Origin of the sequence: Paenibacillus sp. LX16 (assembly GCF_036252815.1) — a bacterium.
GTDB classification, from domain to species: domain Bacteria; phylum Bacillota; class Bacilli; order Paenibacillales; family Paenibacillaceae; genus Paenibacillus; species Paenibacillus polymyxa_B.
In genome coordinates this window covers 1427189-1450773 of record NZ_CP141152.1, presented here as the reverse complement: position 1 = coordinate 1450773, position 23585 = coordinate 1427189, and the positions used below count along the sequence as shown (strand labels likewise).

Sequence of the window (23585 nt, the reverse complement as noted above, 5' to 3'; positions counted from 1 at the left end):
CAACCCCTTCAGCACATGTTTTAAATGAATTAGTATATGTCTATGAAGGACTTGTTCGATTTATGCAGACTGGCATGACAAGCTTGAACTTATCCTAATGATTTCGCCTTTTTCTCTCCTTCTAGCGCAATATCATGATCTGCATTTTTAATGCTGTCGTACCCCACGTAGCACAAAAATATAGCTCCAATGAGCCACATGATCACCTGTACAACAGATAATGACAAAACAGAGGCCAGACCAAAATATAAACCAATGATTAATAACAAATCGACGGTCATCCCCCCAAGGCCCACAATCCATCCATGCATGAATCCATTCTTTAGCCCTTGCTTCGTCATTTCAACCGTAATTGTACCTACAGGTAGTGCTATAGAGAAACCTAGTAAAACATATGTAATAAAAAATGCCATTTCAAAACCCCTTTCAAATGTAAAAAAATGATATTCTATACCATAAAAAATGACAAATCAATAAAATTTGAAGAATGAAATGAGCTAAGAACACATGAGACTTATTTTGTACAAAATCGGATTCATTGACCAAGTTTGTCCATTGAGTATTGAGGGTCTAGCGCTTATCATAGCTTTTGTGATAATAATTCTCATTTGCAAAATTCTGAATAATTCTATTATACGGGGGTTACTATGACCAACAAGAGCTCGACAATCAACAAAAAATCTACTCGACCATACACTGCTCTCATCTGCCTATTCTTTCTTATGGGGGCATTGCTGCTGGGATGCGGCGCATCTGACAATCAGAGTGCAAGCAGCAACAGAACAGCACCTACAAAAACATCGGAAGCTGCCACAACTCGTGAATACACAGACTATAAGGGACATCCAGTGAATATTCCCACGACTCCTCGGCGCATTGCTTACTTTGGAGAAAACTATGGGGATTTATTGGTTTTAGGCGTACAAGCTGTAGGTACATCAACTTCTATGATTGAAGGCAAGGTTTACGAAAAGCAGGTTCAGAACGTGGCTGATCTGGGGTTCCCGATTAATTTGGAAAAAGCCTTGGAACTACAGCCTGACCTGATCATTACCGCCGATACAGATGAAAAGCAATACGCAGCGTTAACAAAAATTGCACCTACAATTATGTTCGATACCTTTGCTCCGTTAAACGAACGTTTGCAACATCTCGGAGACATTGTGAACAAGAAAAAGGACGCTGAAGATTGGCTTACCCAATATAAAATAAAGGAAGCGGAGATGTGGACCAAACTTCACGCAGAAGGTGTTAAGGCGGGGGAAACTGCTTCAGTCTTTACCTACTATCCAGGTGACCGTTTATTCGCAATGGGACGGACAGGACTGTCACAAATACTGTATGAAAAGAATGGTTTCAAACCTACCCCTCCTATCCAGAAAGCACTGGATGAAGACAAAGGATTTGTACAAATATCTCAGGAAGTGATCGGACAATACGCTGGAGATCGGATTTTCATACTAAGAACACCAAGTTCAGAAGCCGAACAATCCACCGAACAGTTAATGAAAACCAAGCTGTGGCTCCAGCTCCCTGCTGTCAAACAGGGTCGTGTGTACACTCAGGATATTGGCAAAACTGAAAGTGATGCTTCCACTCGAGAATGGCTGCTGGAGGAATTGCCCAAGCTCATCAAATAAAATTGGAGAAGCTTATCGACACTTGTTGATAGGCTTCTTTTTTGTTGAACCTAAAGGAGGTATACTCATATATACATGATAACCATTCTCAATAAAAGGAGCAATACCGTGAACCAGTCTCCGTCGTCCGTATATCCTCCTCCGTTCAGCTCACTGCTTTTTCATTTTAAGGAAATTGCGTTGATTGGTGAGCCTACCGATGAATTATTATCACGTCCCAATTCATATCACTGTCTGCTTATGTTCATCAGTGGGACAGGGATGGTGGACATTGGCCCAGAGCAGTATCTATTCCATACAGGCCATGGGTATTGGCTAGCTCCAGGTGAATCCTATCAAATCGCTCCCCTGAATGGAACTGTACCTAAATACTACAAAATCTCGTTTGAGGTCATCACTTTGACGTCAGAACCACAAGCGGACATGGCCTTGGCTGAACACGCAGCGTGTATGCCATCCCTATATCATGGACCTGTCCTGCCGGGACCGCGCGAATACATCGTCTCCTCTTCTTCCTCCAAACTTATTCAGTCGACTGAAGAGTTATTTTATAGTGCCCAACAAACGGTACAGCCGCATAACCAAACATCCGTATTACGGCAGCAAATCATGTTTCAAGAGTTGCTCTTGTTGTGGCAGGAAGACCACACCGATATTGATCAAAACAATACCTCTAATCCGGCATTGCCAGCATCGGTAGAAGGCACTCTCTCATATATGGAAAACAACTATGAAAAGCCCATTACCGTCAAGCAGCTTGCCGAGCAGGCGAACGTTTCCATATGGCAATACTCGCAAATGTTTCGTAAAATTACAGGCAAAAAGCCGCTGCATTACCTCACTGAGCTGCGCTTGAATCATGCCAAGCGGCTGCTGCTGGATTGCAAACGGCCTTTACGTGAAATTGCCCGTCAAGTTGGTTTCTCTGACGAATATTATTTTAATCGACGGTTTAGGCAAATGACCGGGATTCCCCCTGGCAAGTACGCACTTTCTGTCTCCGGTTCTGTGCGCGTCAAGGATTGGACGGGTCACCATATTCATATTCCGCGCCGAGCAAGCCGCATCATCTATCATGGAGAAACGATGGGCGATCTATTGGCATTAGGGACCAAAGCCATCGGCGGAAGTCTGCAACTCAGTGAATACAGTGTCTATAAACATCGTCTTGTGAATGTTGCCGATGTGGGCCTTCCACTGGATGCCCGCTTGACCAGTGCTCTTGATCCTGATCTAATTATCATCGCCAATTCGGACGAACAGGAATATAAGCGCATTGCCAGCATCGCCCCCACCGTCACCTTCAACTCCTTCGCCACGCTGGAGGAACGGATGCGTACACTTGGCGCCTGGCTCGGTAAGGAGCGGGAGGCCGAACGCTGGTTGTCTACCTTCACAGCCCGTAATCTGGCAATGTGGCAGCAGCTCGGCACGCAAATCACAGCCAGAGAAACGGCCTCCGTCTTCATCTTCGATCATGGTGATCGGCTCTTTGTCATGGGTATGTCCGGATTCTCATCGGCCCTCTACCACCCCCAGGGCTTTCAGCCCGTTGAGCCGATCCAAAAGGTGCTCGACGAGGGACACGGCTTCGCGGAAATAGATCCGAACGAATTGCCTGATTACGCCGGGGACCGCATTTTTATGCTTGTCCCAACAGCACCAGAATCCAAACGTACGCTGGAACGCATGATCAGCAGCCCTCTCTGGCGCAGCCTCCCTGCTGTACGTCAAGGTCGGGTATATTTCGTAGAAGCTGAACGTTGGAACTGGAGCGATGCCATAACCCGGCAAAAACTGCTTACTGCACTGCCCAAACTGCTTGGAACTTCATCCTGAGAAGCTGCCATTTTCTAAAGATACTACATTAGACCTTGAATGCTTCCATCTGCCTCCAGCGACATATGCTCAGCTGCTGGGGATTTGGGCAATCCTGGCATCGTCATAGTATTGCCTGTTTCCACGACCACAAAGCCTGCCCCTGCGGACAAAGCAACGCTGGACACGTGAATGGTAAAACCCTCCGGTGCACCTAGCAGAGAAGGTTGATCTGAGAAAGAATACGGCGTTTTGGCCATGCATACAGGCAGTTGTCCAAAACCAAGCTGCTCCATACCGGCCAACGCCCGTTTGGCCGCAGGAGTGTAAGCTACCTCTGCCGCACCGTAAAGCTCCTTCGCAATGACACTAATTTTCGCTTGCAAATCAAGTGTATGCTCATACAATGGTGCAAAATGGGCTTTGTTCTCCTGAAGCAGGTTGAGCAGGCTTTGGGCCAGCTTCTCTCCACCTTGGCTTCCCTGTGCCCACACCTGTGACAGTTCTACGGGTACTCCCAGCTTGCGGCATTCCGAGAAAATCAGTTCCAGCTCGGCATCGCTATCTGTTACAAAATGGTTGACTGCTACCAGTACTGGCACGCCAAACTTTTGCAAATTCCGTACATGCCGATTCATGTTGACTAATCCAAGTTGCAATTGCTCCAGATTTTCTGCGTCCAGCTCATTTTTAGCTACACCGCCGTTATATTTCAGCGCTTTGGCGGTTACGACCAACAGAGCCGCATCTGGCTGCAAACCGGATTGACGGCACTTGATGTCAAAAAATTTTTCCGCTCCCAGCTCGGCCCCGAATCCAGCCTCCGTGACGACCACCTCTCCCAGCTTCAGGGCCAGCTTCGTACCGATCAAACTACTGCATCCATGCGCAATATTCGCAAAAGGTCCGCCATGCACAATAACTGGAGTTCCCTCCAACGTTTGCACCAGATTGGGTTTCAATGCTTCCCGAAGCAGCACAGCCATACCTTCCACCGCATGTAGTTCCTCAGCTGTTACCGTTTCGCCATCTTCGTTATAACCAATCACCATCCGACCCAATCGCACTTTAAGATCGTCCATATCTTCACTTAAACATAATACTGCCATCACTTCTGAAGCCGAGGTAATCAGAAAGCCACTTTCTCTCACCGCTCCATTACCTGACCCCAATCCGGTCACAATATTCCGTAAACTCCGGTCATTCATATCGACAGCGCGTTTCCACACGATCCGCTCCGGTTTCAACCGCAAAGCATTTCCATGAAACAAATGGTTATCGATCATCGCTGCCAGCAAATTATGCGCAGCTGAAATCGCGTGAATATCACCTGTAAAATGCAGGTTAATGTCTTCTGCAGGAACAATCTGGGCTTGTCCTCCCCCGGTTGCTCCTCCTTTCATGCCGAAGCAAGGGCCAAGGGACGGCTCACGCAACGCAGCAACGGTTTTATGCCCCAGCGCATTCAGCGCCTGTGACAGCCCGATGGTTGTCAGCGTTTTCCCTTCTCCCGCTGGCGTGGGATTCATCGCTGTAACCAGCACCAGCTTTCCATTCGGGCGATCCTTTAACTGCTCCCACAGGGACGGATTCAGCTTCGCTTTATATTTTCCATACGTCTCCAGATGTTCTTCTTCAATTCCTGCTTCTTTGGCTATATCAATAATCCTCTTCATCTTTCGTTATGTACCCCCCGTTTTATAAGTCTGACCGATGGTGCCAAACCCTGTATCGTTTTATTTTACCAAAGTCTGCCGCTTATTGCGCTATGATTCATTTCATCGCAAGCGTTGCTATCATGTGAGTTATAAAAAAAGAGCATTCCCCGGCCGCATGGACTTCGGTGAATGCTCTTTTGACACGTCTCGTTTTAACAAGCAGCTCTCAAATTAACCTGCAAAGTTAGCAGCGTAATTTTCAGCAATAAATCCCTTAGAAATCAGGATAGCTTGGGATTTCTTAGTAGCAGGACCATAGCCTTGGGTCAGCAGGTCATTAATATGTAAGCGGTTATATATGAAGCAAAATACAAAGTTGGACGCCCCACTCGTAAGGATCGATACCAGAAAAATAATAACAGCCCACTTCCAATCCCCTCTAAACAACGCAGGGAAAAAACCGAAAAAGAGCGTAGTCCATGAAAAACCTACTTTGCGTTCCTTGATCATTCCCGTTTTATTTCTCAATTTAATCTTCATTTACCCCTTACCTCTCTTTATATAGTCTTTTAGAACTATATTAGATTATATAGGACAGAGGGAATAAATGGAACTCATTTCGTAAAATCATAAATTTCTCAAATACTCTCTAGTTTATAATGCTTTTCTAGCATTTCTTTAAAAACATCAACAGGATACTTGTATTCTACAGTTTTGAAAACAATCCGGTTATTCCACTGGTTTTTTTCCAGCTCGCACCCATGCTCCATATCCAGTTCCTTCATGATAAAAATAATCTCATCCAAGGTTCCTATTACACTATGACTATTCGTCGTCGTAGCCAGCATCTGCTCGCCTTCCTGTGTGTATGCCTTTACAATCTGCTCATCAAAGCCTTCACTGATCATTAATTCCTTCAAAGCTTGCACAAAAAGAACTGGCAGGTTGTTGTACTGCGATTTTTTGATCCCAAAAAGCGTGATGCTTAAGCGGGATATATCATGCATAAACACTATATTTTTTCTTCGATTAAGTAAAAACAAGCTGGCATGCCAACTATTCAAAGGCGGATAAATATCAACTTGAAGTGGTTCGGTCTCCCATTCCTTCAGCAGTTTTTGTGTTCCTCGTATAACTAACATCGTTGCTCTCCTTTATTGACGGTCCTGTGCCGTAGCTCGTGATTAGACATACCTGATTTCTTGTATAAAGCATGTCACGTATATCATAACATCGTATTCCAAACACCGGATTATAAACTCTTTCAGTATAATAGAGGAAAGATATATTGCCAGACACAGCTGATTACGTAACTCCCTGGGACGATCCAGGGAGTTTTCATTTTTTCTTTGGATAATTTTTATGGAAATCCCCTCCACTGCTCTATATAATTCAGGTACAGTTCGTCACGCGAGCTTAATCTAAAAATTAGGGGTGTTCCACACCTATGTCACAGCATATTTTACTTATTGAAGACGATCTATTCATTGCCGAAATGCTACTTAAAGCACTCACCAAGGAAGGTTACACTTTAACCACCGCCTATGACGGGGAAGAGGGACTTCTTGCCTTTGAACGTCATACCTATGATCTGGTACTGGTGGATTTGATGATGCCGAAGGTGGACGGTATGGAGGTGATCCGCCGAATCCGTACCCACAGCGCCGTACCTATTCTGATTATGTCAGCCAAGGACAGCGACGTGGATAAAGCGCTTGGACTGGGCTTTGGGGCAGACGATTATGTTGCCAAACCTTTTTCAATGCTCGAAATGACGGCTCGTATTCAGTCCGCGATCCGCAGATCTACTACATATGCCCGTCAGCAACAACAGGAGGAACAGCCGCAAGCACAAGTTTTGACCTACGGCAGTCTGCGCATTGATTTTGATCATTTTACAGTCATACGCAATGAAAATGAAATTCAGCTAACAGCCAAAGAGTCCGATATTTTGAAGCTATTTGTAGCCAATCCGAACCGGGTATTTACAAAAGCACAATTATACGGATTTATTTGGAAAGACGATTATATGGGCGATGAGAACGTGATTAACGTCCACATTCGCCGCCTGCGTGAGAAAATCGAAGAAGATCCCTCTCATCCTCTCCACATTAAAACGCTATGGGGCATTGGCTACAAATGGGAGAATGGCTGATATGAACATCGAAAACATTTCTGAGTGGATTGTCGGCCTCATCATGTCAGTCGTTATAGTATGGCTTTGGCAGGAGCGTATGGCCTATAAGCGCAAAATAAAAGATATACGAGCGCTACTAGAGCGGATTGTGACGGTGAATCATGCGGAAAAGCTGCTATATGTCACAGGTGACGTTGAACTGCAACGACTCATGACGGAAATTAATCGACTGCTGGACTTGAATCTCAGAGTGTCTGCAGATTACAACCGTAGCCAAATTGCTATGCGCAAAATGATTTCGAACATTTCACACGATCTCAAGACCCCGCTTACGGTTGTGCTTGGATATGCCGAGATGCTGGATGGCGATCCGACTATTTTGCCGGAAGAACGTATAAAGCTGCTATCCAAAATTCATCAAAAGACAAGCGAAGCGATTGAGTTGATCGCAAGCTTTTTTAATTTGGCGAAACTGGAAGCTAATGATACGGATATTCCGTTGACCCGACTGGAGATAGGAGAACTGTGCAGACGCAGCATTTTGGAGTATTATGACCTGCTGACTGCACAGGGATTTACTGTGCATATTGAGATCCCCGAGTACCCCATTCATGCCTTGGGGAACGAAGGAGCCATTGGGCGGGTGCTGAATAATCTGATCTCGAATGCCGTTCGCTACGGGGCAGATGGACGGACGCTAGGCCTGACACTGTCAGAACAGCAGGATACAGTGCATATAGAGGTATGGGATCGTGGGAAAGGCATACAGGAATCTGAGCAAGATAAAGTTTTTGAACGCATGTACACACTGGAGGACTCCCGCAATAAGGCGGTACAAGGCAGCGGACTGGGCCTTACGATTGCCAAACGTCTGGTTGAAACGATGAACGGAGAAGTTCAATTGACCAGTAGACCTTATGAGCGGACAGTCTTCTCTTTTACATTGAAGAAAATCAACTATTAATCGTACTCAACATGCTCAACTTAATAAATTTGTAAGAATCACGAAAGAAAAATGAACATTTCGCCCTGTATCCTTGAATTATCAGCAGTATACGAAGGGAGAACACCCATGACTTACGTAATACGTACACATCAGTTGACCAAGGCCCTGAAGGGCAACGAAATTGTAGCGGGAGTCAGTATGAATGTGCGCAAGGGAGAAACCTATGGCTTTCTCGGCCCTAACGGGGCAGGCAAGACGACGATGATGAAAATGATTACGAATTTACTCAAGCCGACATCGGGTGAAATTGAATTATTCGGTGAGAAATTAACGCCAAAATCGTATCATCTGCTCGGACGGATGGGTTCGATTATTGAATACCCGATTTTTTATGACAGGCTAACGGCGCAGCAAAATCTCGAACTTCATTGTGAATACATGGGCTACTATAATAAGCAGGCTGTCCGGGATGCCCTGGAATTAGTGAACTTGCAGAATGCGGGTGACAAGTCGGTAAAAGACTTTTCACTGGGAATGAAACAGCGTCTCGGGATTGCCCGCGCTATTGCGACTAAGCCAGAGCTACTCATTTTGGATGAACCGATTAATGGTCTGGACCCCGTGGGAATCAAGGAAATCCGCCAATTATTCCATATGCTATGCAAGGAATATGGGATGACCCTGCTCGTGTCCAGTCATATTTTAGCGGAAATAGAGCAGATTGCGGATACGGTAGGCGTGATTAATCACGGAAGGCTGATTGAGGAAGTGTCGATGGAACAGGTGCGAGAAACCAATACGGAATATATCGAATTTACGACCAACGATTGTAAAAAAGCGACCTACGTCCTCTCCCATCATCTGAATCTGAATAATATAAGGGTACTAAATGAACAGAGTATACGTATTTACGATTCAAATGTACCGCAGAAACAAATTACGAAAACGCTCATTTTAAATGATATAGAGGTGGATTCCATTCATCAGAAAAGCAGCACGCTGGAAGACTACTTTTTACGGCTGTTAAACGGAGGTGATCTCCATGCTTAAATTGATGCAGTTGGAGCTGAAAAAATTTCATCTCGCGGGTTATATCCGATCAGCACTGATCGCCAATGCATGCATTCTTGGGCTGATCTGTATTATCGCACTGGACAGTCAAAGTGAAGGAATACCTGAATTTACACAGTACACTCAACTTTTGGATATAATAGACATTTTTGTAAGAGCCACATTTATTGTGTTTTCCTCCGTTTTGCTATGCCGCTTTATCGTCGGAGAATTTAAATCCAAATCGATTACGATCTTGTTCATGTATCCGATTCACCGTCAAAAGTTGATGATCGCCAAGCTCTTGGTTGTGCTGCTGTTTACGTTCTTGTCTATTATTATATCTGAAATAATCATTACGGCTGCTATTCATCTGCTCAACCAGTTTGTCTTGATTGTACCGGATAACCTTACTCTTTCGATACTGGGTCAACAATCAGCACGGACGTTAATCAATGCCGTTGCTGCCAGCTTTATGGGATTGGTTCCGCTGTATATGGGGATGCGAAGATACTCTGTACCCACCACCATTGTGACCTCAATCCTGATTGTAGCATTGCTTTTCTCCAATAATAACGGCGCTACACTTAGCTCCATAGCCCCCGTGCAAATTGGCTTCTCTATACTGGGAATGCTTGTGGCTTATGCGGCGATTCGACGTATTGAGTATAAGGATATTACCTCGTAATATGTAATTTCGTAGAGCGCTTTCGAAAAACAGATGAAAATCATTGTTAGATATACACACATTTTTCACTGGACTTCATTCTAAAACAGGTATATCCTATAGGAGAAATTAAAAACGGAATAAGGATCTTCGGGGTAGGGTGTGATTCCCAACCGGCGGTATGGCTCATGGAGCTAAGCCCGCGACTCTGTATCTGGCAACAGGATACGGACTGATTTGGTGAGATGCCAAAGCCGACGGTAAAGTCCGGATGGAAGAAGATCGAAATATCAACATGCCGCGAAGTGGATGAATACTGCGTTATTGGTTTTGCAGTAACTTCATTTAACTTGCATAAAGCGGCAAGTTTATTTGATCACCCCCGTCTTGCATGGCCTTTCGCCATGGACGGGGGTTTTTGTGCCACCGGTCCTGTATTCGCAAGGAGCTAATTGAGTATGAGTCAATCTTCTACTGTACTAACATCCAAAGGTTTTGATCGTAGCTCGCACATGAAAAACGGTTTTTGGCTGGTCGCAATTGGAGCGGCCTTGTGGGGCGCTGACCCGCTGTTTCGTATTATTTTGCTAAAATCATTTACTTCAACACAAATTGTACTTATGGAGCATATGCTGCTTTTCCTCGCTCTGACACCGATGTTGTGGAAGCATCGTGAGGAACTCAAAGCGGTACGGCTTCGTCAAGTTTTCGCTATTTTGTTCGTCTCGTGGGGCGGCTCGGCTCTGGCCAGCGTGATTTTTACCATGGCGCTCAGCAATGGTGATTTGAATGCTGTACTCTTGCTCCAGAAGCTTCAACCGCTGGTCGCTATTGTTCTAGCCCGTATTATTTTGAAGGAAATGTTGCCGCGTCATTTTGGATTATTAATTGTCGTCGCTCTGTTCGGGACGTATCTTCTGACCTTCGGTTGGTCGCTCCCCTTCGGGCATGTTCGTGATTTTGTCCAGGTCGGTAGTCTGCTTGCACTCGGTGCAGCAGTTCTATGGGGTGGTTCGACAGTCATGGGAAGTTACTTGCTTCGTTCAATGAAATATGAAACGGTAACCTCCCTCCGCTTCATGGTGGCGCTTCCTCTGCTGATTGTCCTCACCTCTGTAGAGCATGCGCCATGGAATATGCCTGCCGGTACATGGGTAGGCGCAGCTGTGATTATCAACTTGCTATTGCAGGCATTGCTTCCGGGTCTTCTTAGCTTATTGCTGTATTACAAAGGCTTAAGTACGACCAAAGCGTCTTATGCTACGATGGCAGAATTGAGCTTTCCCATGGTGGGTGTCGTGATTAATTGGATCGCATTTCAGCAAATCGTTACTGTAGCGCAATTGACTGGTTTTATGCTTATCTGGATTACGCTCTTTATGATTTCACGTCAGCAAAAAAATTAACAGTTCAATGTCCCTTTCATGACTCACCCAAGCCAAATTGTGAAGATGCTTTTGCATCTCCGATTTGGCTTTTTTATGTATTCGTATCCATATAAAATATAGTTCTTTAGACCCGTTTTTCAAAAAAAGTGTCTAAAACATGCTACTATTCCTCGTTTCCCAATGATTACATCTATAAAATTCGTCGGTTTATGTCGAATAAAACAATGTAGTGATCATCAGACACAGAGGAGAAAGAACTATGACTAAAGCAAAACAAACAGCTCCGTGGTGGAGCAGGTTTCTCAAGCAGTTTTATTTAATGAGGACAAAATTAATAATATCTTTTTTAGCTGTGTTATTGATTCCGAGCGTGCTTATTGGTTACTTTTCCTATCAGGGGGCTACGACACAGCTCAGCCAGCAAATGGGCGGTTCCGTATACACGAATCTGTTTCTGATCCGAAGCAATGTCAATCAGTATGTAGCACCTATTATGAAAGACGTGGACGTTCTTACCACTGAAATCGAATCTAATTCCATTGATTCCAACGAAGAGGCCCTTCAGAAAAAGTTGGATGTCATCGTCAAAGCTCATCCTGAGTTAGATGCTGCGCTCCTCGGCAATGCGGAAGGACAATACATTCGTACGCCGAAAAAAAAGGAGGCTGATTATGATCCAAGGGAGAGAAAATGGTACAAAAACGCGATGCAGGAGAAGGGTAAAGTAGCCGTTAGTGTTCCAGCTGTCAGCGTCACGACAGGGAATTTAGTGGTTAATGTATCAAAAACGCTGGAGGACGGTCAAGGAGCTGTTGCCCTGGCTTTGAACCTGGACAAAATGAGTGAAAGTCTGCAGTCTGTTAAGATTGGTGAACGCGGAGGACTCATTATTGTTGATTCTGATCATAAAATTGTGGCTGGAGCTGGAACAGCCTTTAAAAATACAGGCAAAAAACCAACAGACATCATAGAGGGACTTCCCGAAGTGGCGAAAACCGCCGAAAATGATACTCCTTCCATATCACAAATTCAATTCATGAATCGGGACGTGCTGGCTTTTACAATCCAGGACCCTCTCACCGGCTGGAACATTATCGCACTGTCGGATCTGGAGGATTACAGTGATGCTGCCCAACCGATTTTGAAGCAAAGCCTGATTGTAATTGTTATTTCCATACTGGCCGCTGCGATCATCATTGTGCTTATGGTCCGCTCGTTCCTAATTCCGCTGCGCAAGCTGCAAGCAGGAACACGCATCGTCCGTGACGGAAATCTGACCGAACGTGTTAATCTATCCAGCAAGGATGAGTTCGGCGAACTGGCACAGAATTTTGACCAGATGACGCATTCCTTGCATACGATGGTTTCCGAGGTCAATCAAACGTCCTCCCGACTTGCTTCCTCTTCTTTGATGATTAAGGAAAGCACAGAGCAAACGACGGAGTCCGTACAACACGTAGCGGAAACGGTTATGGAATCCGCGGAAAATGCAGCCACCAGCGCCGAAGCATCCGAGCAAACCGCTAATGCCGTTGAAGAAATGGCGAAGGGTGTCAGCACCATTGCCGAATCAGCAAGCTCCATCGTGGATTCAGCAGGACAAACCGAGCATGATGTAGCTCAAGGCAGTCAAATGATCAGCCATGTGCGGACACAAATGGACCGTATTCTGGAAGCTGTAAGCCAAACGGCTAGCCTGATGGATGAGCTATCCCAGCTCTCGGACGATGCAAAGCAGATGAATACAGCTATTGCCGCCATTGCCAAGCAAACCAATTTGTTGTCTCTGAACGCGTCTATTGAAGCTTCCAGAGCTGGCGAAGCCGGGCGAGGATTTGCCGTGGTCGCTATAGAGGTACGCAAGCTGTCTGAGCAATCCAAGGAAAGCGCGGATTCCATCAGTCAGATCATTACTCAGATGCTCGATTTGATTCAACGCTCCACTGCTACCATGAACGGTAATGTTCGCAACCAGGTAGGTGAAGGATTACGTATTAGCCAAGATGCAGAAGGTGCATTTACGAATATTGAACGCTCTACATCTCATATCGTGGAACAAATTCAAAGTGTATCCGCTGCGGCTGAACAAATCTCAGCCAGTACAGAGGAAGTTTCGGCTACTGTCACCCATTTGGCAAGTCTGTCTCGCAATTCGGCGGACAGTTCGCAGACAACATCTGCTGCCGCTCAGGAGCAAATGGCGGCCATGGAGGAAATCGCATCTTCGTCTCAGGAGTTGTCCAACATGGCGCAGGATTTGCAACAGCTGGTTAAGCGATTTAAGATTTAACTTACTACTAACAAAAGCCTTCGTCCGTATACAAAACGGGCGAAGGTTTTTTACATTTGAGTTCTTAAGATGCTCTCTCTCTTGTTTACTTATAGGGTCATCTGACCGGTTAGCTGACGGCGTCTATCTCCTTCGGGGTCGTGCTCTACCTTAATATCCTGATGGAAAATAGCTGTAGTCCGCTCTTCCCTGTCGTACATCGGCCAAGCCCCCTCAGACAGCACAGGCTTCCCATCACGTGCAAAAGCAACCCACGCCTGCTGCATAGCTTGAGCCAGCTTCTGCATCGACGGTTGAATCTCTAATCCAAGCTTACCTAGCAGCTCCAGATTATCGAAAACAAACGCAATTTCGGCACCGTGAACCGCTTGTCCAAAGGTAGGATGACCCGGCAATGTCCAATCAAAACGATACATCCATACAGGCGCATGCGCCGACTGCGCAACAGCAAGAGCCAATGCAGGACGCCAAAAAAATAGATCAGTCAACATTTGCGCCTGTCCCTCAATCGTAACCGGAAATGGTTCTATCAGGTCGCCGATGTCTGACATGCCCGTCATCATTTCCAATGCCTGACTCGCTGTTGACTTGTTCATTAGATGGGATTCTTTTCGGATGAAATAGGCCCCCTCATGCAAGTTCGTTCCAATCAAAACGGATACCTGCTTTGCTGAACCTTGCGCGATTGAAGACAGCGGTACATCTGGCAAGGTCACACCGTCCACAACGGGTTGATAGATCATCGCCATCCCTGGTCCGATGACTTCATGCGTCTTCGCCATAGCTAGCATCAGCGCATCTGTCGGCAGCGTAAACAACCGTTCTGGATGCTGAGTGTCCACACCCAACTGCTGCAGATACACAGCCGTCACTTGTTCGGCCTGTGAAGTTGGCAATACCTGCGACGCACCGCTCTGTAAAATTGCACGCTGGAACAGTCCCTCAGCGGCTGGCATTGCCAATAAAGCGGCAATACTCATCGCGCCTGCTGATTCACCGAACACCGTTACTTCGTCCGGGTTACCGCCAAAGGCAGAGATGTGATCCCTAACCCATTTCAGCGCAGCGATCTGATCCAGCAGTCCCGCATTAGAGGTCAGGCCAACTCCCTTTGGAGTCAGATGCAAAAATCCTAACGGCCCCAATCGATAATTGATCGTAACAACCACAACATCGCCATTCTTCGCCATGCGTTCCCCGTCATATAAAGGTATAATCCCGGACCCCGTGACAAAGGCACCGCCATGAATCCACACCATCACCGGACGTCCCTTCTCAGGAGCCTTCGAAGCAGGTGTCCAAATGTTCAGGTATAAGCAATCCTCTGACTGCTCAGGCGGTTCCACCAGATTTCCAGTCATACTTTCAGCGGATGGCATAGGTTGCGGACAGATTGGCCCAAAACTCGTCGCAGCCCGTACACCCTCCCAAGACTCCAAAGGCTGGGGCGCGTGAAAACGTAGTTTTCCAACAGGAGGCTGTGCATATGGGATACCTTTCCATACATGATATCCATTCCCCGTTTCCCCACGTAATTGACCTAAACGAGTATGTACTGTAATACTCTCCATCATGAAGCCTCCTTTATTTCGTATGTTCAACACAACGGTATAATATCAATCTTTACATATCTCTATTATACCCTTTGCACACGGCCAAACCAAAAAATACCGGAAGCACTTTTGCGCTCCGGCATTTTTATAAACAAGATAGGGAAATAGCGATTAATCACGAACTTCTTCTTTGGGAATCAGCTTGTAAATTTCTTCGCTTTCCATAGAGTCAATTAGTCGGTCTAGCCACTTGTAATAAGCGACGGCCTGCTTCATTTTCATACGATCTTGCTGAAGAATCGCCTTAAATTCCTCGTACTCTTCACCCTGAGTCATCAATCTGTCCAGCTCATCAATGGCTTTGCGCAACACCAGTAAATTTGTTTCTACCGCTTTTCTCCATTTAATAGCGAAGAAGTCAGTGAAGGTTTGATGCCAGTCATATTCGACTTCATACAAGTCTTTGCGTGAGCCCTTGCTCCATACCTTATTTACCATTTTCAAATCTAATAATGTTCGAACTCCTGTACTCATGCTCGTTTTGCTCATTTCCATTTCACGGCCCATCTCGTCCAGCGTCATCGGTTTATCCGCAAAGAAAAGCAAACCGTATAAATGCCCCGCAGACAAAGTAATCCCATACAGGTCCATGTTTTTACCTATAGCTTCTATGACACGTTTGCGAATTTTTTGCAGCGAAGCTTGCTGCTCATCACCTAACTGGTACAAGCTCATGCTTGCAACCTCCTAATTTTAGAGCATTTTGCACAACCTAGTATGAACGACTTACCCGTAAAGGATTAGCTTTGACGCAATATATGAAATCTTTCAATAATAAATGAAATGTTTCAAAAGCAAAGCTTCTGTCTATATTACAACAGCATGGTCGTTCAAAATCATAATTCGCAAAATTGCTAATGATAGTAGATTTTTAAAATTATGGATATACATAAATCTTTTTCTTATGGTTATATTTCATTGTCTATTTTAAAAAAAGCACTATCAGTTGTAAAGTTCCGCATGTTTGAGCATTCTAAAGAACGAAGGAGCATATTGAAGGAAACTTTGTACAGTTTTTTCTGTACGTACTTTATGAACAGTTTTTTTGTTTGAAATGTAAGCAATGCTTCTGTTACAATTAATTTTGTCATTAACCGTTCAGGATGTTCAGAATTATGATTTTTATACTCAATCCTTAATGCAACATGGGGTTAATACCAAGCAAAGTATAGAAAGAAGAGGTGTATGTATGACGATTTTGGAAGTCAAAAATGTCAGCAAACTCTTTGGTCCTCACGCAGAGCAAGGTGTTCCGCTCCTGGAGCAAGGCTGGGGCAAGGAAAAGTTGGCCAAAGAAAAACAGATTACTGTTGGTGTCAATAAGGCCAACATGGAAATTAAGCAAGGTGAAATTTTCGTAATTATGGGGCTATCGGGCAGTGGCAAGTCCACTTTGGTGCGAATGCTAAATCGCTTGATTGAGCCTACCTCCGGTGAAATTCTGGTCCACGGCAAAGATCTCCGTAAGATGAACAAAGAACAACTTCGCGAAGTTCGTCGAAAAACCATCAGCATGGTTTTTCAAAAATTCGCCCTGTTCCCACATCGGACTGTATTAGAAAATGTAGAATATGGTCTTGAAATTCAAAAGGTAGAAAAATCAAAGCGTCAGGAAAAGGCGCAACAAGCGCTGGAACTGGTTGGTCTTAAAAACTGGGGCGATAAAATGCCCGATGAATTGAGTGGCGGTATGCAGCAGCGTGTCGGCCTGGCACGGGCGCTGGCTAATGACCCTGAAGTGCTCCTGATGGATGAAGCGTTCAGTGCATTGGACCCTCTCATTCGCCGTGACATGCAGGATGAGCTGTTGGAACTTCAAGATAAAATGAAGAAAACAATTGTATTTATCACCCATGATCTGGATGAAGCGTTGCGGATTGGTGACCGGATTGCCTTGATGCGAGACGGTGCGGTCGTACAAATCGGTACACCGGAAGAAATTATGATCCAACCGGCTAACTCTTATGTAGCCCGCTTCGTCGAGGATGTGGATCTGTCCAAGGTATTGACGGCTGCTCATGTCATGCTTCGTCCAGAAACCATCACCATGGATCGTGGTCCGCGTGTGGCTCTGGAATTGATGCGGGAGCGTGGAATTTCCAATTTGTTCGTCATTGACCGCACTAAAAAGCTACTGGGTGTTATTAACGCCGAGGATGCTGTTCATGCACTGCGCAATAATTTGAAAATTGAAGATATTTTGATTACTGACGGACCGCAGGTTGCTGCCGAGACTGTCATTAATGATTTGTTTGAAATTACAAGCTCGTCCAAGGTGCCGCTGGCTGTGGTCGATGACAATCAAAAGTTACTGGGCGTTATCGTCCGTGGAGCATTGCTCGGCGCACTTGGTGGAGATGTTACCACTACAAAGGAGGTGAATGCCCATGATACCGAAACTGCCAATCGCTGAGTGGATTCAATCCATTGTCGACTGGATGGGTATTCATCTGGCTGGATTGTTTAATGTTATTTCTTCTATTATAGAAGCTGTAGTAGGCTTTTTCTCAGGCCTGTTCATGCTTCCGCATCCTCTGGTGTTCATCGTGATCATCGGGATTATCGCCTTTATGATCGGGCGGGTTCAGCTTACGCTGTTTACTGTCATCGGCTTCCTGCTGATTGATAATCTCGGCTATTGGAGTGAAACAATGAATACGCTCGGACTGGTCATCACGTCTGCGCTCGTATCCATTGTTATCGGGATTCCCATCGGGATCTGGTGTGCATACAGTAAATCCGCATCCCGCATTATCACGCCTTTACTTGATTTTATGCAGACGATGCCTGCGTTCGTGTACTTGCTCCCAGCGGTTACCTTTTTCAGCTTGGGTGTTGTACCTGGTGTTATCGCATCTGTTATCTTTGCTATCCCCCCAACCATTCGCATGACTAACTTGGGGATTATGCAAGTATCAGGTGAGCTGATCGAAGCCTCAGATGCTTTCGGTTCAACATCTGCGCAAAAGCTGTTCAAAGTTCAGCTTCCACTGGCATTGCCTACCTTAATGGCTGGTATTAACCAGACGATTATGCTGTCACTGTCCATGGTTGTCATTGCTTCCATGATCGGTGCAGAAGGCATCGGTGCTGTTGTGTACCGTGCTGTGACACAGCTGCAAATCGGTAAAGGTTTTGAAGCCGGCTTAGCTGTTGTCGTTCTGGCTATTGTGCTTGATCGTTTTACGCAAAACCTGTTTAAACCTACGCAAAAAGGCAAAAGCCGCGTATCCAGCAAGCAAAAAGTTTGGATTACTTCTGCAGTTACAGCTGTCATTTTGATCGCTGGTGCATCCCAATATTTTGTTGGAACGGATCATTCCGCATCTGGCAAAGGTAACGCTGCTGCCAACCCGGTTGGCGAAGAAGTCGGTTACAAAATTATCGGTATTGATGCCGGGGCAGGCATTATGAAATCGACTGCCAAAGCAATTCAAGACTACAATTTGTCTGATTGGAAGCTGGTTGAAGGTTCCGGTGCAGCTATGACGGCCACACTGGACAAAGCCATTAAAGCGAAAAAACCGATCATTATTACAGGTTGGACTCCTCACTGGATGTTCAACAAGTATGATCTCAAATATTTGGAAGACCCTAAGAAGTCTTATGGTGAAGCCGAGGGTATTCATACGATTGCCCGTAAAGGCTTGCAGCAGGATGCTCCTATCGCTTATGAGTTTCTAAAACGTTTCAAATGGACACCTGAAGATATGGGTGAAATGATGGTTGCCATTCAAGCTGGAACCAGTCCTGAACAAGCTGCCCAGGATTGGGCGGAGAAACATGCCGACAAGGTTCAGGAATGGACTAAAGGACTGCAACCTGTCAATGGCGACACGTTCAAGCTGAGTTATGTGGCTTGGGATTCCGAAATTGCCAGTACGAATTTGCTAAGTTATATTTTGGAGAACAAACTGGGTTACAAAGTAACCGCACTTCAAGTCGAAGCAGGTCCTATGTGGACGGGTGTCGCTAGTGGTGATGTAGATGCTTCACCGGCTGCATGGCTGCCGTTAACACATGCGGATTACTGGGCTAAATACAAGGATAAGCTCGACGATCTTGGGGCTAATATGAGCGGTGTTAAAACCGGATTGGTCGTTCCAGCTTACATGGATGTTAAATCGATTACTGATTTGCAGGATAACGGAGCCGAAGCGGCTCCGGCTTCCGCCACAACTGAGGACTTTGGCAAAGAGGTCGGCTACCGCATTGTCGGTACCGACCCTGGCGCCGGACTAATGAAGCTGACCGCTAAAGCTATGAATGACTATGGCTTATCCGACTGGAAGCTGCTTGAAAGCTCTGGAGCTGCTATGACCGCTACACTGGATAAAGCTATCAAAGCCAAGCAGCCTATCGTCGTAACAGGTTGGACTCCTCACTGGATGTTTAACAAATATGATTTGAAATACTTGAAAGATCCTAAAAAAGCGTACGGTGATAAGGAAGAAATTCATACAATCGCCCGTAAAGGTTTGAAGCAGGATGCTCCTGTGGCTTATGAATTTCTAAGCCGCTTTAAGTGGACTGCTGAGGATATGGGTGAAGTGATGATCGCGATTCAGGACGGTACTGCCCCACAGCAGGCTGCCAAGAACTGGGCTGATAAACATCCTGACAAGGTTCAGGCATGGATCAAGAGCCTACAGCCCGTCAACGGCGATCCTTTGAAGCTGAGCTACGCTGCTTGGGATTCTGAAATTGCCAGTACGAATGTATTGAAATATGTACTGGAACAAAAATTGGGCTATAAAGTAACAGCCCTGCAAGTGGAAATCGGCCCAATGTGGACTGGCGTGGCCGGCGGAAGTGTAGATGCTACCGCTGCCGCTTGGCTTCCATTGACGCATGCTGATTATTGGGCTCAATACAAGGATAAGGTGGATGACATCGGAACCAGCATGACTGGCGTTATGTCCGGGCTTGTCGTTCCGTCCTATGTGCCGATTGATTCTATCGAGGATCTTAAAGCGCCGCAATAATATTTTTTCCGCTTTTAAACCATACGAATAAGTAAAAGGCAGATCAGGGTTAACTCCTGATCTGCCTTTTTATGATATCCATTTTTAAAGGTGCTCTCAGCCTTTTAGCGTGAATCCTTCTTGAGCGGGCACATCGGCATGCTGCCCTGTTGTCTGGTGCTGTCTAAAGAATAACGGATAGATCGCAAAGGACACCAGCAGACTCACACAACCAATGACGCCCAGAGCAATCATATCTTTGAAGATGTAGGTGATATCCAATCCTTTGAGCGTGATGTTCCGTACAGCATCCAGGTAATACGTCAGTGGCAATATTTCAGCAAGCCCCCGCAAGAAGCCGGGCATTGCCTCTAATGGCCACGTATAGCCTGATAGCATAAAGGAAGGAACAGCAATCAGCATCAGCGTTTGGGTTGCATCCACTCTGGTCTTGGAAAAGAGACTGAACAGGAAGCCTAATCCGCACAAGGCAAAGTTAAAGACCAGCGACACCAAAATTAACGGCAGTACCTGTCCCCTAAACGGAATATCAAAGCATAAAGCGCTGATACTGAATACAGTCAGCACATTGAAAGCTCCGGCCGCATAATACGGTGCCAACTTGGCAATTGCTAGGCGCCAAGGGGTATTTTTCCACGCACCAAACCTTCCCCAGGTCCCTGCTTCCTTATCACGCGTGCAGGACAACGCAATACCAAGCAGCAAACACTGCTGGAGAGCCGCAGAAATAACACCCAGCGGCATGAAAAGCTTATAATCATATACCGGGTTAAATAGCACTCTGGATCGGAACGGGATGGTAGTCAGCGTCGACGCGGCCTGATCGGCGTTCATTCCCTTTTGCTTCATGGAATTGACCGATACTCCAGCGCTCACGCTGCTAATGACCTGATTCGCAATCCGACTGGCACTATTGGAATACATCATATTACTGCCGTCAATCAGCGTGAGCACGGGTGGATTCTCCCCATGCTTAAGCCGAGTCGTAAAGTTGTCAGGAATGACGATTCCGACCTTAGCTTCCCCAGTCTCCACCTGACGGACTACATCATCCTGATTGTTTGCTTGCCGTGTAACGGCAAATGAGTCGGTCGAATCAAACGCCTGAATGATCTGGCGACTGAGCTGCGAATTATCTCCGTCATACACCGTGACAGGCATCTCGGTAATTCGCTGATGTGAATACAGGAAGCCGAATAGTATCGTATACACAATCGGCGTAATCAGCAGAATAGCCATAAAGCGGCGGTCCCGGAAGATGCTCAGCCATTCCTCGCGAAACACATCGCGGATACGAAGTCTTTCCTGTGAATCCTGCATATTACTGCGCCCCTTTGCCTGTAAACAGAACCGTGGAGCCTGTTGGAACCGAAGCAGGAAGGTCTGGCAATGCTACTTTAACACCGAAGGAACGGACATCCTTGTCACCGGAGCTTTGGCTTGGTTTTTGAATGGCAAAGTCCGCAGCCGATTCTAACAGAATGACTTTACCCTTCAGCTCCTTGCCGCCTGACAGCAACTTAATTTGGACTGTATCCCCTGCTTGAAGACCGTTCAGAGACGTTTCAGGTACATAGAATTTAGCCCAACGTTGTGTCGAAGTTTCAATGGTATAGACCGGGAACCCTGCGCTAGCCATCTCACCTAAGCTAAGCGACTTGGATTTTACGATTCCATCCTCGGACGCACGCAGCGTAGTGTAGCTCAAATAGGTCTGAGCCTCTTGAAGCGCGGCTTCTGCTTGGGCTACCTGTGCATTGGCACCTGCAACCGCAGATTGTGCCTGCTCAACTGTGGATTGCGCCGCCTTCACAGCTGATTGTGCTTGCTCTATCGAAGCCTGAGCAGCTTTGACATCTTCCTGTTGCACTGCAACTTTGCCCGCTCCTGCCTGTGCTTCCTTCACCGCAGCCAAGGCTTGACGGTATTGAGCTTCAGCCGCCGTAATTTCCTCCTTGCGGCTTCCCTCCCGTGCCATATCTAATTTTTGCGACTCTGCATTATACTTGGCCACTGCCTGTTGATGTTCCAATGTCGCTTGATCCAAAGATGCCTGGGTTGCTGCTCCGGCTTCCTGAAGCTTTTTGGCACGCTCCAGATTTTTAACGGTCAGGTCCAGCGTTTCCTTGGCTATCTTCACAGATACTTGCAATTGCTCAAGCTCCTGCGGTCTTGCCCCGCTCTTGAGCGCATCCAGTTTTGCCTTGGCGGCGTTCGCAGCCGCTTTGGCCTGTTCAATCTGGCTGGAGGAAGCCTCAGCGGTTACACTGACCGCTGTCGTGCCTTGGCTCTTCTTGGCCTGAGCGGCGCTCACAGTAGCTTGTGCCTGGCCTACTCCCGCTTGAGCCTGCAATACACCGGCTTTTGCTTTGGAGACATTACTCTTAGCTGCCAGTAATGCCGCCTGTGCCTGCTTCACCTTATCTTCCAGCTCACGACTTTCCAGATGGGCTAACACCTGCCCCTTTTTCACCTGATCGCCTTCTTTGACGAGCATCTGGTCAATCCGTCCTGCCATTTTAAAGCTGGCATTGAGGGTATCCGACTCCACATAAGCCGTAGGAATGGAAGAAGACTGATCCGCAGACAAGCTGCTCCCACCCCGTGGGAAAGCAGTCAAGGCATAAATTCCTACCGCGATTAAAATAATAAGTACGACGTAAATCGTATATTTTTTAGCTTTCATGTTTTCATCACTCCATCTGTCTATTAATGTTGCATGCCCAATGCATTACACACAAATACTTCAATACTTTCTCGAACCTCTTGCAGATTCATCGTTTCGCCCCAAACCATTGACCGCATCGGAGCGAAAATGTAAATTCCGAATAGGCAATTGGCTGTCGTTTTGGCATCCAGCTTACTTGAAATTTTCCCATATAACTTACCGGAATCGATCTCCGCCTCCATAAAATCAAAATAGTCTGCCAGCACCTGCCTAATATTAAAATGCTGCTCTTGCGAAACCCATCCCTTGCTAACCAGTAAACGACAAAAATCCGGCTCTCTCCCAATGAACTCAATATGTACTTGGATCAGCTTGCGAACCCTCAGTTCTACCTGATCCATAGGAACCTGAGCCATCGCTTCATGGATATCCAGCACAAATCGCTCCATCCCCATCTTCAAAATGTAAATGTACAATTCTTGCTTGTTTTTAAAATTGTAGTACAGGGTTCCTTTGGCTATGCCACAAACCTTGGCAATTTCTTCCATGTTTGTTTCATTAAATCCTCGTTCGGAAAAAGCTTTGAGTGCGCCGTTAAAAATAATTTCCTTCGTTTGCTGTTTCATGCTTCCTCCTTTTTTGAACTGACCGTCCAGTACAAAAATTATGTATTTATTATAAGCCCATCTTTAGTTACCCAGCAATAGGAAAAATGAAAATAATCC

The 23585-nt window shown here is 46.0% G+C and carries 18 protein-coding genes, 1 pseudogene and 1 riboswitch; of the genes and pseudogenes, 10 read left to right on the top strand and 9 right to left on the bottom strand.

Annotated elements, in window-relative coordinates; translation table 11 throughout:
* Positions 1-95: 95 nt before the first annotated feature.
* Positions 96-413, bottom strand: a pseudogene (locus tag T3H97_RS06665) (LysE family translocator); the annotation flags it as partial.
* Between the two features lie 234 nt (positions 414-647).
* Here T3H97_RS06665 and T3H97_RS06660 point away from each other — a divergent pair.
* Together T3H97_RS06660 and T3H97_RS06655 are read left to right on the top strand one after the other, a co-directional pair.
* On the top strand, positions 648-1640 hold the full coding sequence (locus T3H97_RS06660) for an ABC transporter substrate-binding protein (protein WP_328802071.1): 993 nt from the start codon (positions 648-650) through the stop codon (positions 1638-1640).
* A gap of 108 nt (positions 1641-1748) precedes the next feature.
* Positions 1749-3479 (top strand): ABC transporter substrate-binding protein, encoded by a 1731-nt coding sequence (locus T3H97_RS06655; protein WP_328802070.1) that lies wholly within the window; start codon positions 1749-1751, stop codon positions 3477-3479.
* A 23-nt stretch (positions 3480-3502) separates the two neighbouring features.
* Here T3H97_RS06655 and T3H97_RS06650 read toward each other — a convergent pair whose 3' ends face one another.
* The 3 genes from T3H97_RS06650 to T3H97_RS06640 form a co-directional block, all read right to left on the bottom strand.
* Positions 3503-5134 (bottom strand): formate--tetrahydrofolate ligase, encoded by a 1632-nt coding sequence (locus T3H97_RS06650; protein ID WP_328802069.1) that lies wholly within the window; start codon positions 5132-5134, stop codon positions 3503-3505.
* 213 nt (positions 5135-5347) lie between these two features.
* On the bottom strand, positions 5348-5656 hold the full coding sequence (locus T3H97_RS06645) for a hypothetical protein (protein ID WP_025722058.1): 309 nt from the start codon (positions 5654-5656) through the stop codon (positions 5348-5350).
* 98 nt (positions 5657-5754) lie between these two features.
* A complete protein-coding gene (locus T3H97_RS06640; protein ID WP_025722059.1) occupies positions 5755-6258 on the bottom strand; it encodes a DUF6933 domain-containing protein in 504 nt (167 codons plus the stop codon).
* A gap of 305 nt (positions 6259-6563) precedes the next feature.
* On the opposite strand from T3H97_RS06640, the gene T3H97_RS06635 reads away from it, so the two are divergent.
* The 6 genes from T3H97_RS06635 (at position 6564) to T3H97_RS06610 (ending at position 13594) form a co-directional block, all read left to right on the top strand.
* The gene (locus tag T3H97_RS06635) at positions 6564-7271 is read left to right on the top strand and encodes a response regulator transcription factor (protein ID WP_025722060.1); all 708 of its coding nucleotides are present in this window, start codon (positions 6564-6566) and stop codon (positions 7269-7271) included.
* 1 nt (position 7272) lies between these two features.
* Positions 7273-8217, top strand: coding sequence for a sensor histidine kinase (locus T3H97_RS06630; protein ID WP_328802068.1), 945 nt, complete (start codon positions 7273-7275; stop codon positions 8215-8217).
* A gap of 108 nt (positions 8218-8325) precedes the next feature.
* Positions 8326-9249 (top strand): ABC transporter ATP-binding protein, encoded by a 924-nt coding sequence (locus T3H97_RS06625; RefSeq protein WP_103048863.1) that lies wholly within the window; start codon positions 8326-8328, stop codon positions 9247-9249.
* The gene (locus T3H97_RS06620; RefSeq protein WP_328802067.1) at positions 9242-9937 is read left to right on the top strand and encodes an ABC transporter permease; all 696 of its coding nucleotides are present in this window, start codon (positions 9242-9244) and stop codon (positions 9935-9937) included. Before T3H97_RS06625 ends, T3H97_RS06620 begins: the two co-directional genes overlap by 8 nt.
* Before the next feature lie 121 nt (positions 9938-10058).
* A riboswitch (FMN riboswitch) is annotated at positions 10059-10203 on the top strand.
* 171 nt (positions 10204-10374) lie between these two features.
* A complete protein-coding gene (locus T3H97_RS06615; RefSeq protein ID WP_328802066.1) occupies positions 10375-11322 on the top strand; it encodes a DMT family transporter in 948 nt (315 codons plus the stop codon).
* A gap of 241 nt (positions 11323-11563) precedes the next feature.
* Positions 11564-13594: a methyl-accepting chemotaxis protein gene (locus T3H97_RS06610; protein WP_328802065.1), complete on the top strand. Its 2031-nt coding sequence runs from the start codon at positions 11564-11566 to the stop codon at positions 13592-13594.
* 89 nt (positions 13595-13683) lie between these two features.
* Here T3H97_RS06610 and T3H97_RS06605 read toward each other — a convergent pair whose 3' ends face one another.
* Positions 13684-15165, bottom strand: coding sequence for a carboxylesterase/lipase family protein (locus T3H97_RS06605; protein WP_328802790.1), 1482 nt, complete (start codon positions 15163-15165; stop codon positions 13684-13686).
* Positions 15166-15318: 153 nt separating this feature from the next.
* Complete coding sequence (locus T3H97_RS06600; RefSeq protein ID WP_328802064.1) at positions 15319-15882, bottom strand: GbsR/MarR family transcriptional regulator; 564 nt, start codon at positions 15880-15882, stop codon at positions 15319-15321.
* Between the two features lie 514 nt (positions 15883-16396).
* Here T3H97_RS06600 and T3H97_RS06595 point away from each other — a divergent pair.
* The gene (locus T3H97_RS06595; RefSeq protein ID WP_328802063.1) at positions 16397-17620 is read left to right on the top strand and encodes a quaternary amine ABC transporter ATP-binding protein; all 1224 of its coding nucleotides are present in this window, start codon (positions 16397-16399) and stop codon (positions 17618-17620) included.
* Positions 17595-20192: a glycine betaine ABC transporter substrate-binding protein gene (locus T3H97_RS06590; protein WP_328802062.1), complete on the top strand. Its 2598-nt coding sequence runs from the start codon at positions 17595-17597 to the stop codon at positions 20190-20192. The genes T3H97_RS06595 and T3H97_RS06590 overlap by 26 nt, the downstream gene beginning before the upstream one ends.
* 96 nt (positions 20193-20288) lie before the next feature.
* Here the strand turns inward: T3H97_RS06590 and T3H97_RS06585 are convergent, their stop codons facing one another.
* Genes T3H97_RS06585 through T3H97_RS06575 form a run of 3 tightly spaced genes read right to left on the bottom strand, consistent with a single transcriptional unit; the run spans position 20289 to position 23486 of the window.
* On the bottom strand, positions 20289-21512 hold the full coding sequence (locus tag T3H97_RS06585; protein WP_328802061.1) for an ABC transporter permease: 1224 nt from the start codon (positions 21510-21512) through the stop codon (positions 20289-20291).
* 1 nt (position 21513) lies between these two features.
* Positions 21514-22878, bottom strand: coding sequence for an HlyD family secretion protein (locus T3H97_RS06580; RefSeq protein WP_165176364.1), 1365 nt, complete (start codon positions 22876-22878; stop codon positions 21514-21516).
* Between the two features lie 23 nt (positions 22879-22901).
* On the bottom strand, positions 22902-23486 hold the full coding sequence (locus tag T3H97_RS06575; RefSeq protein WP_328802060.1) for a TetR/AcrR family transcriptional regulator: 585 nt from the start codon (positions 23484-23486) through the stop codon (positions 22902-22904).
* Between the last annotated feature and the right edge of the window lie 99 nt (positions 23487-23585).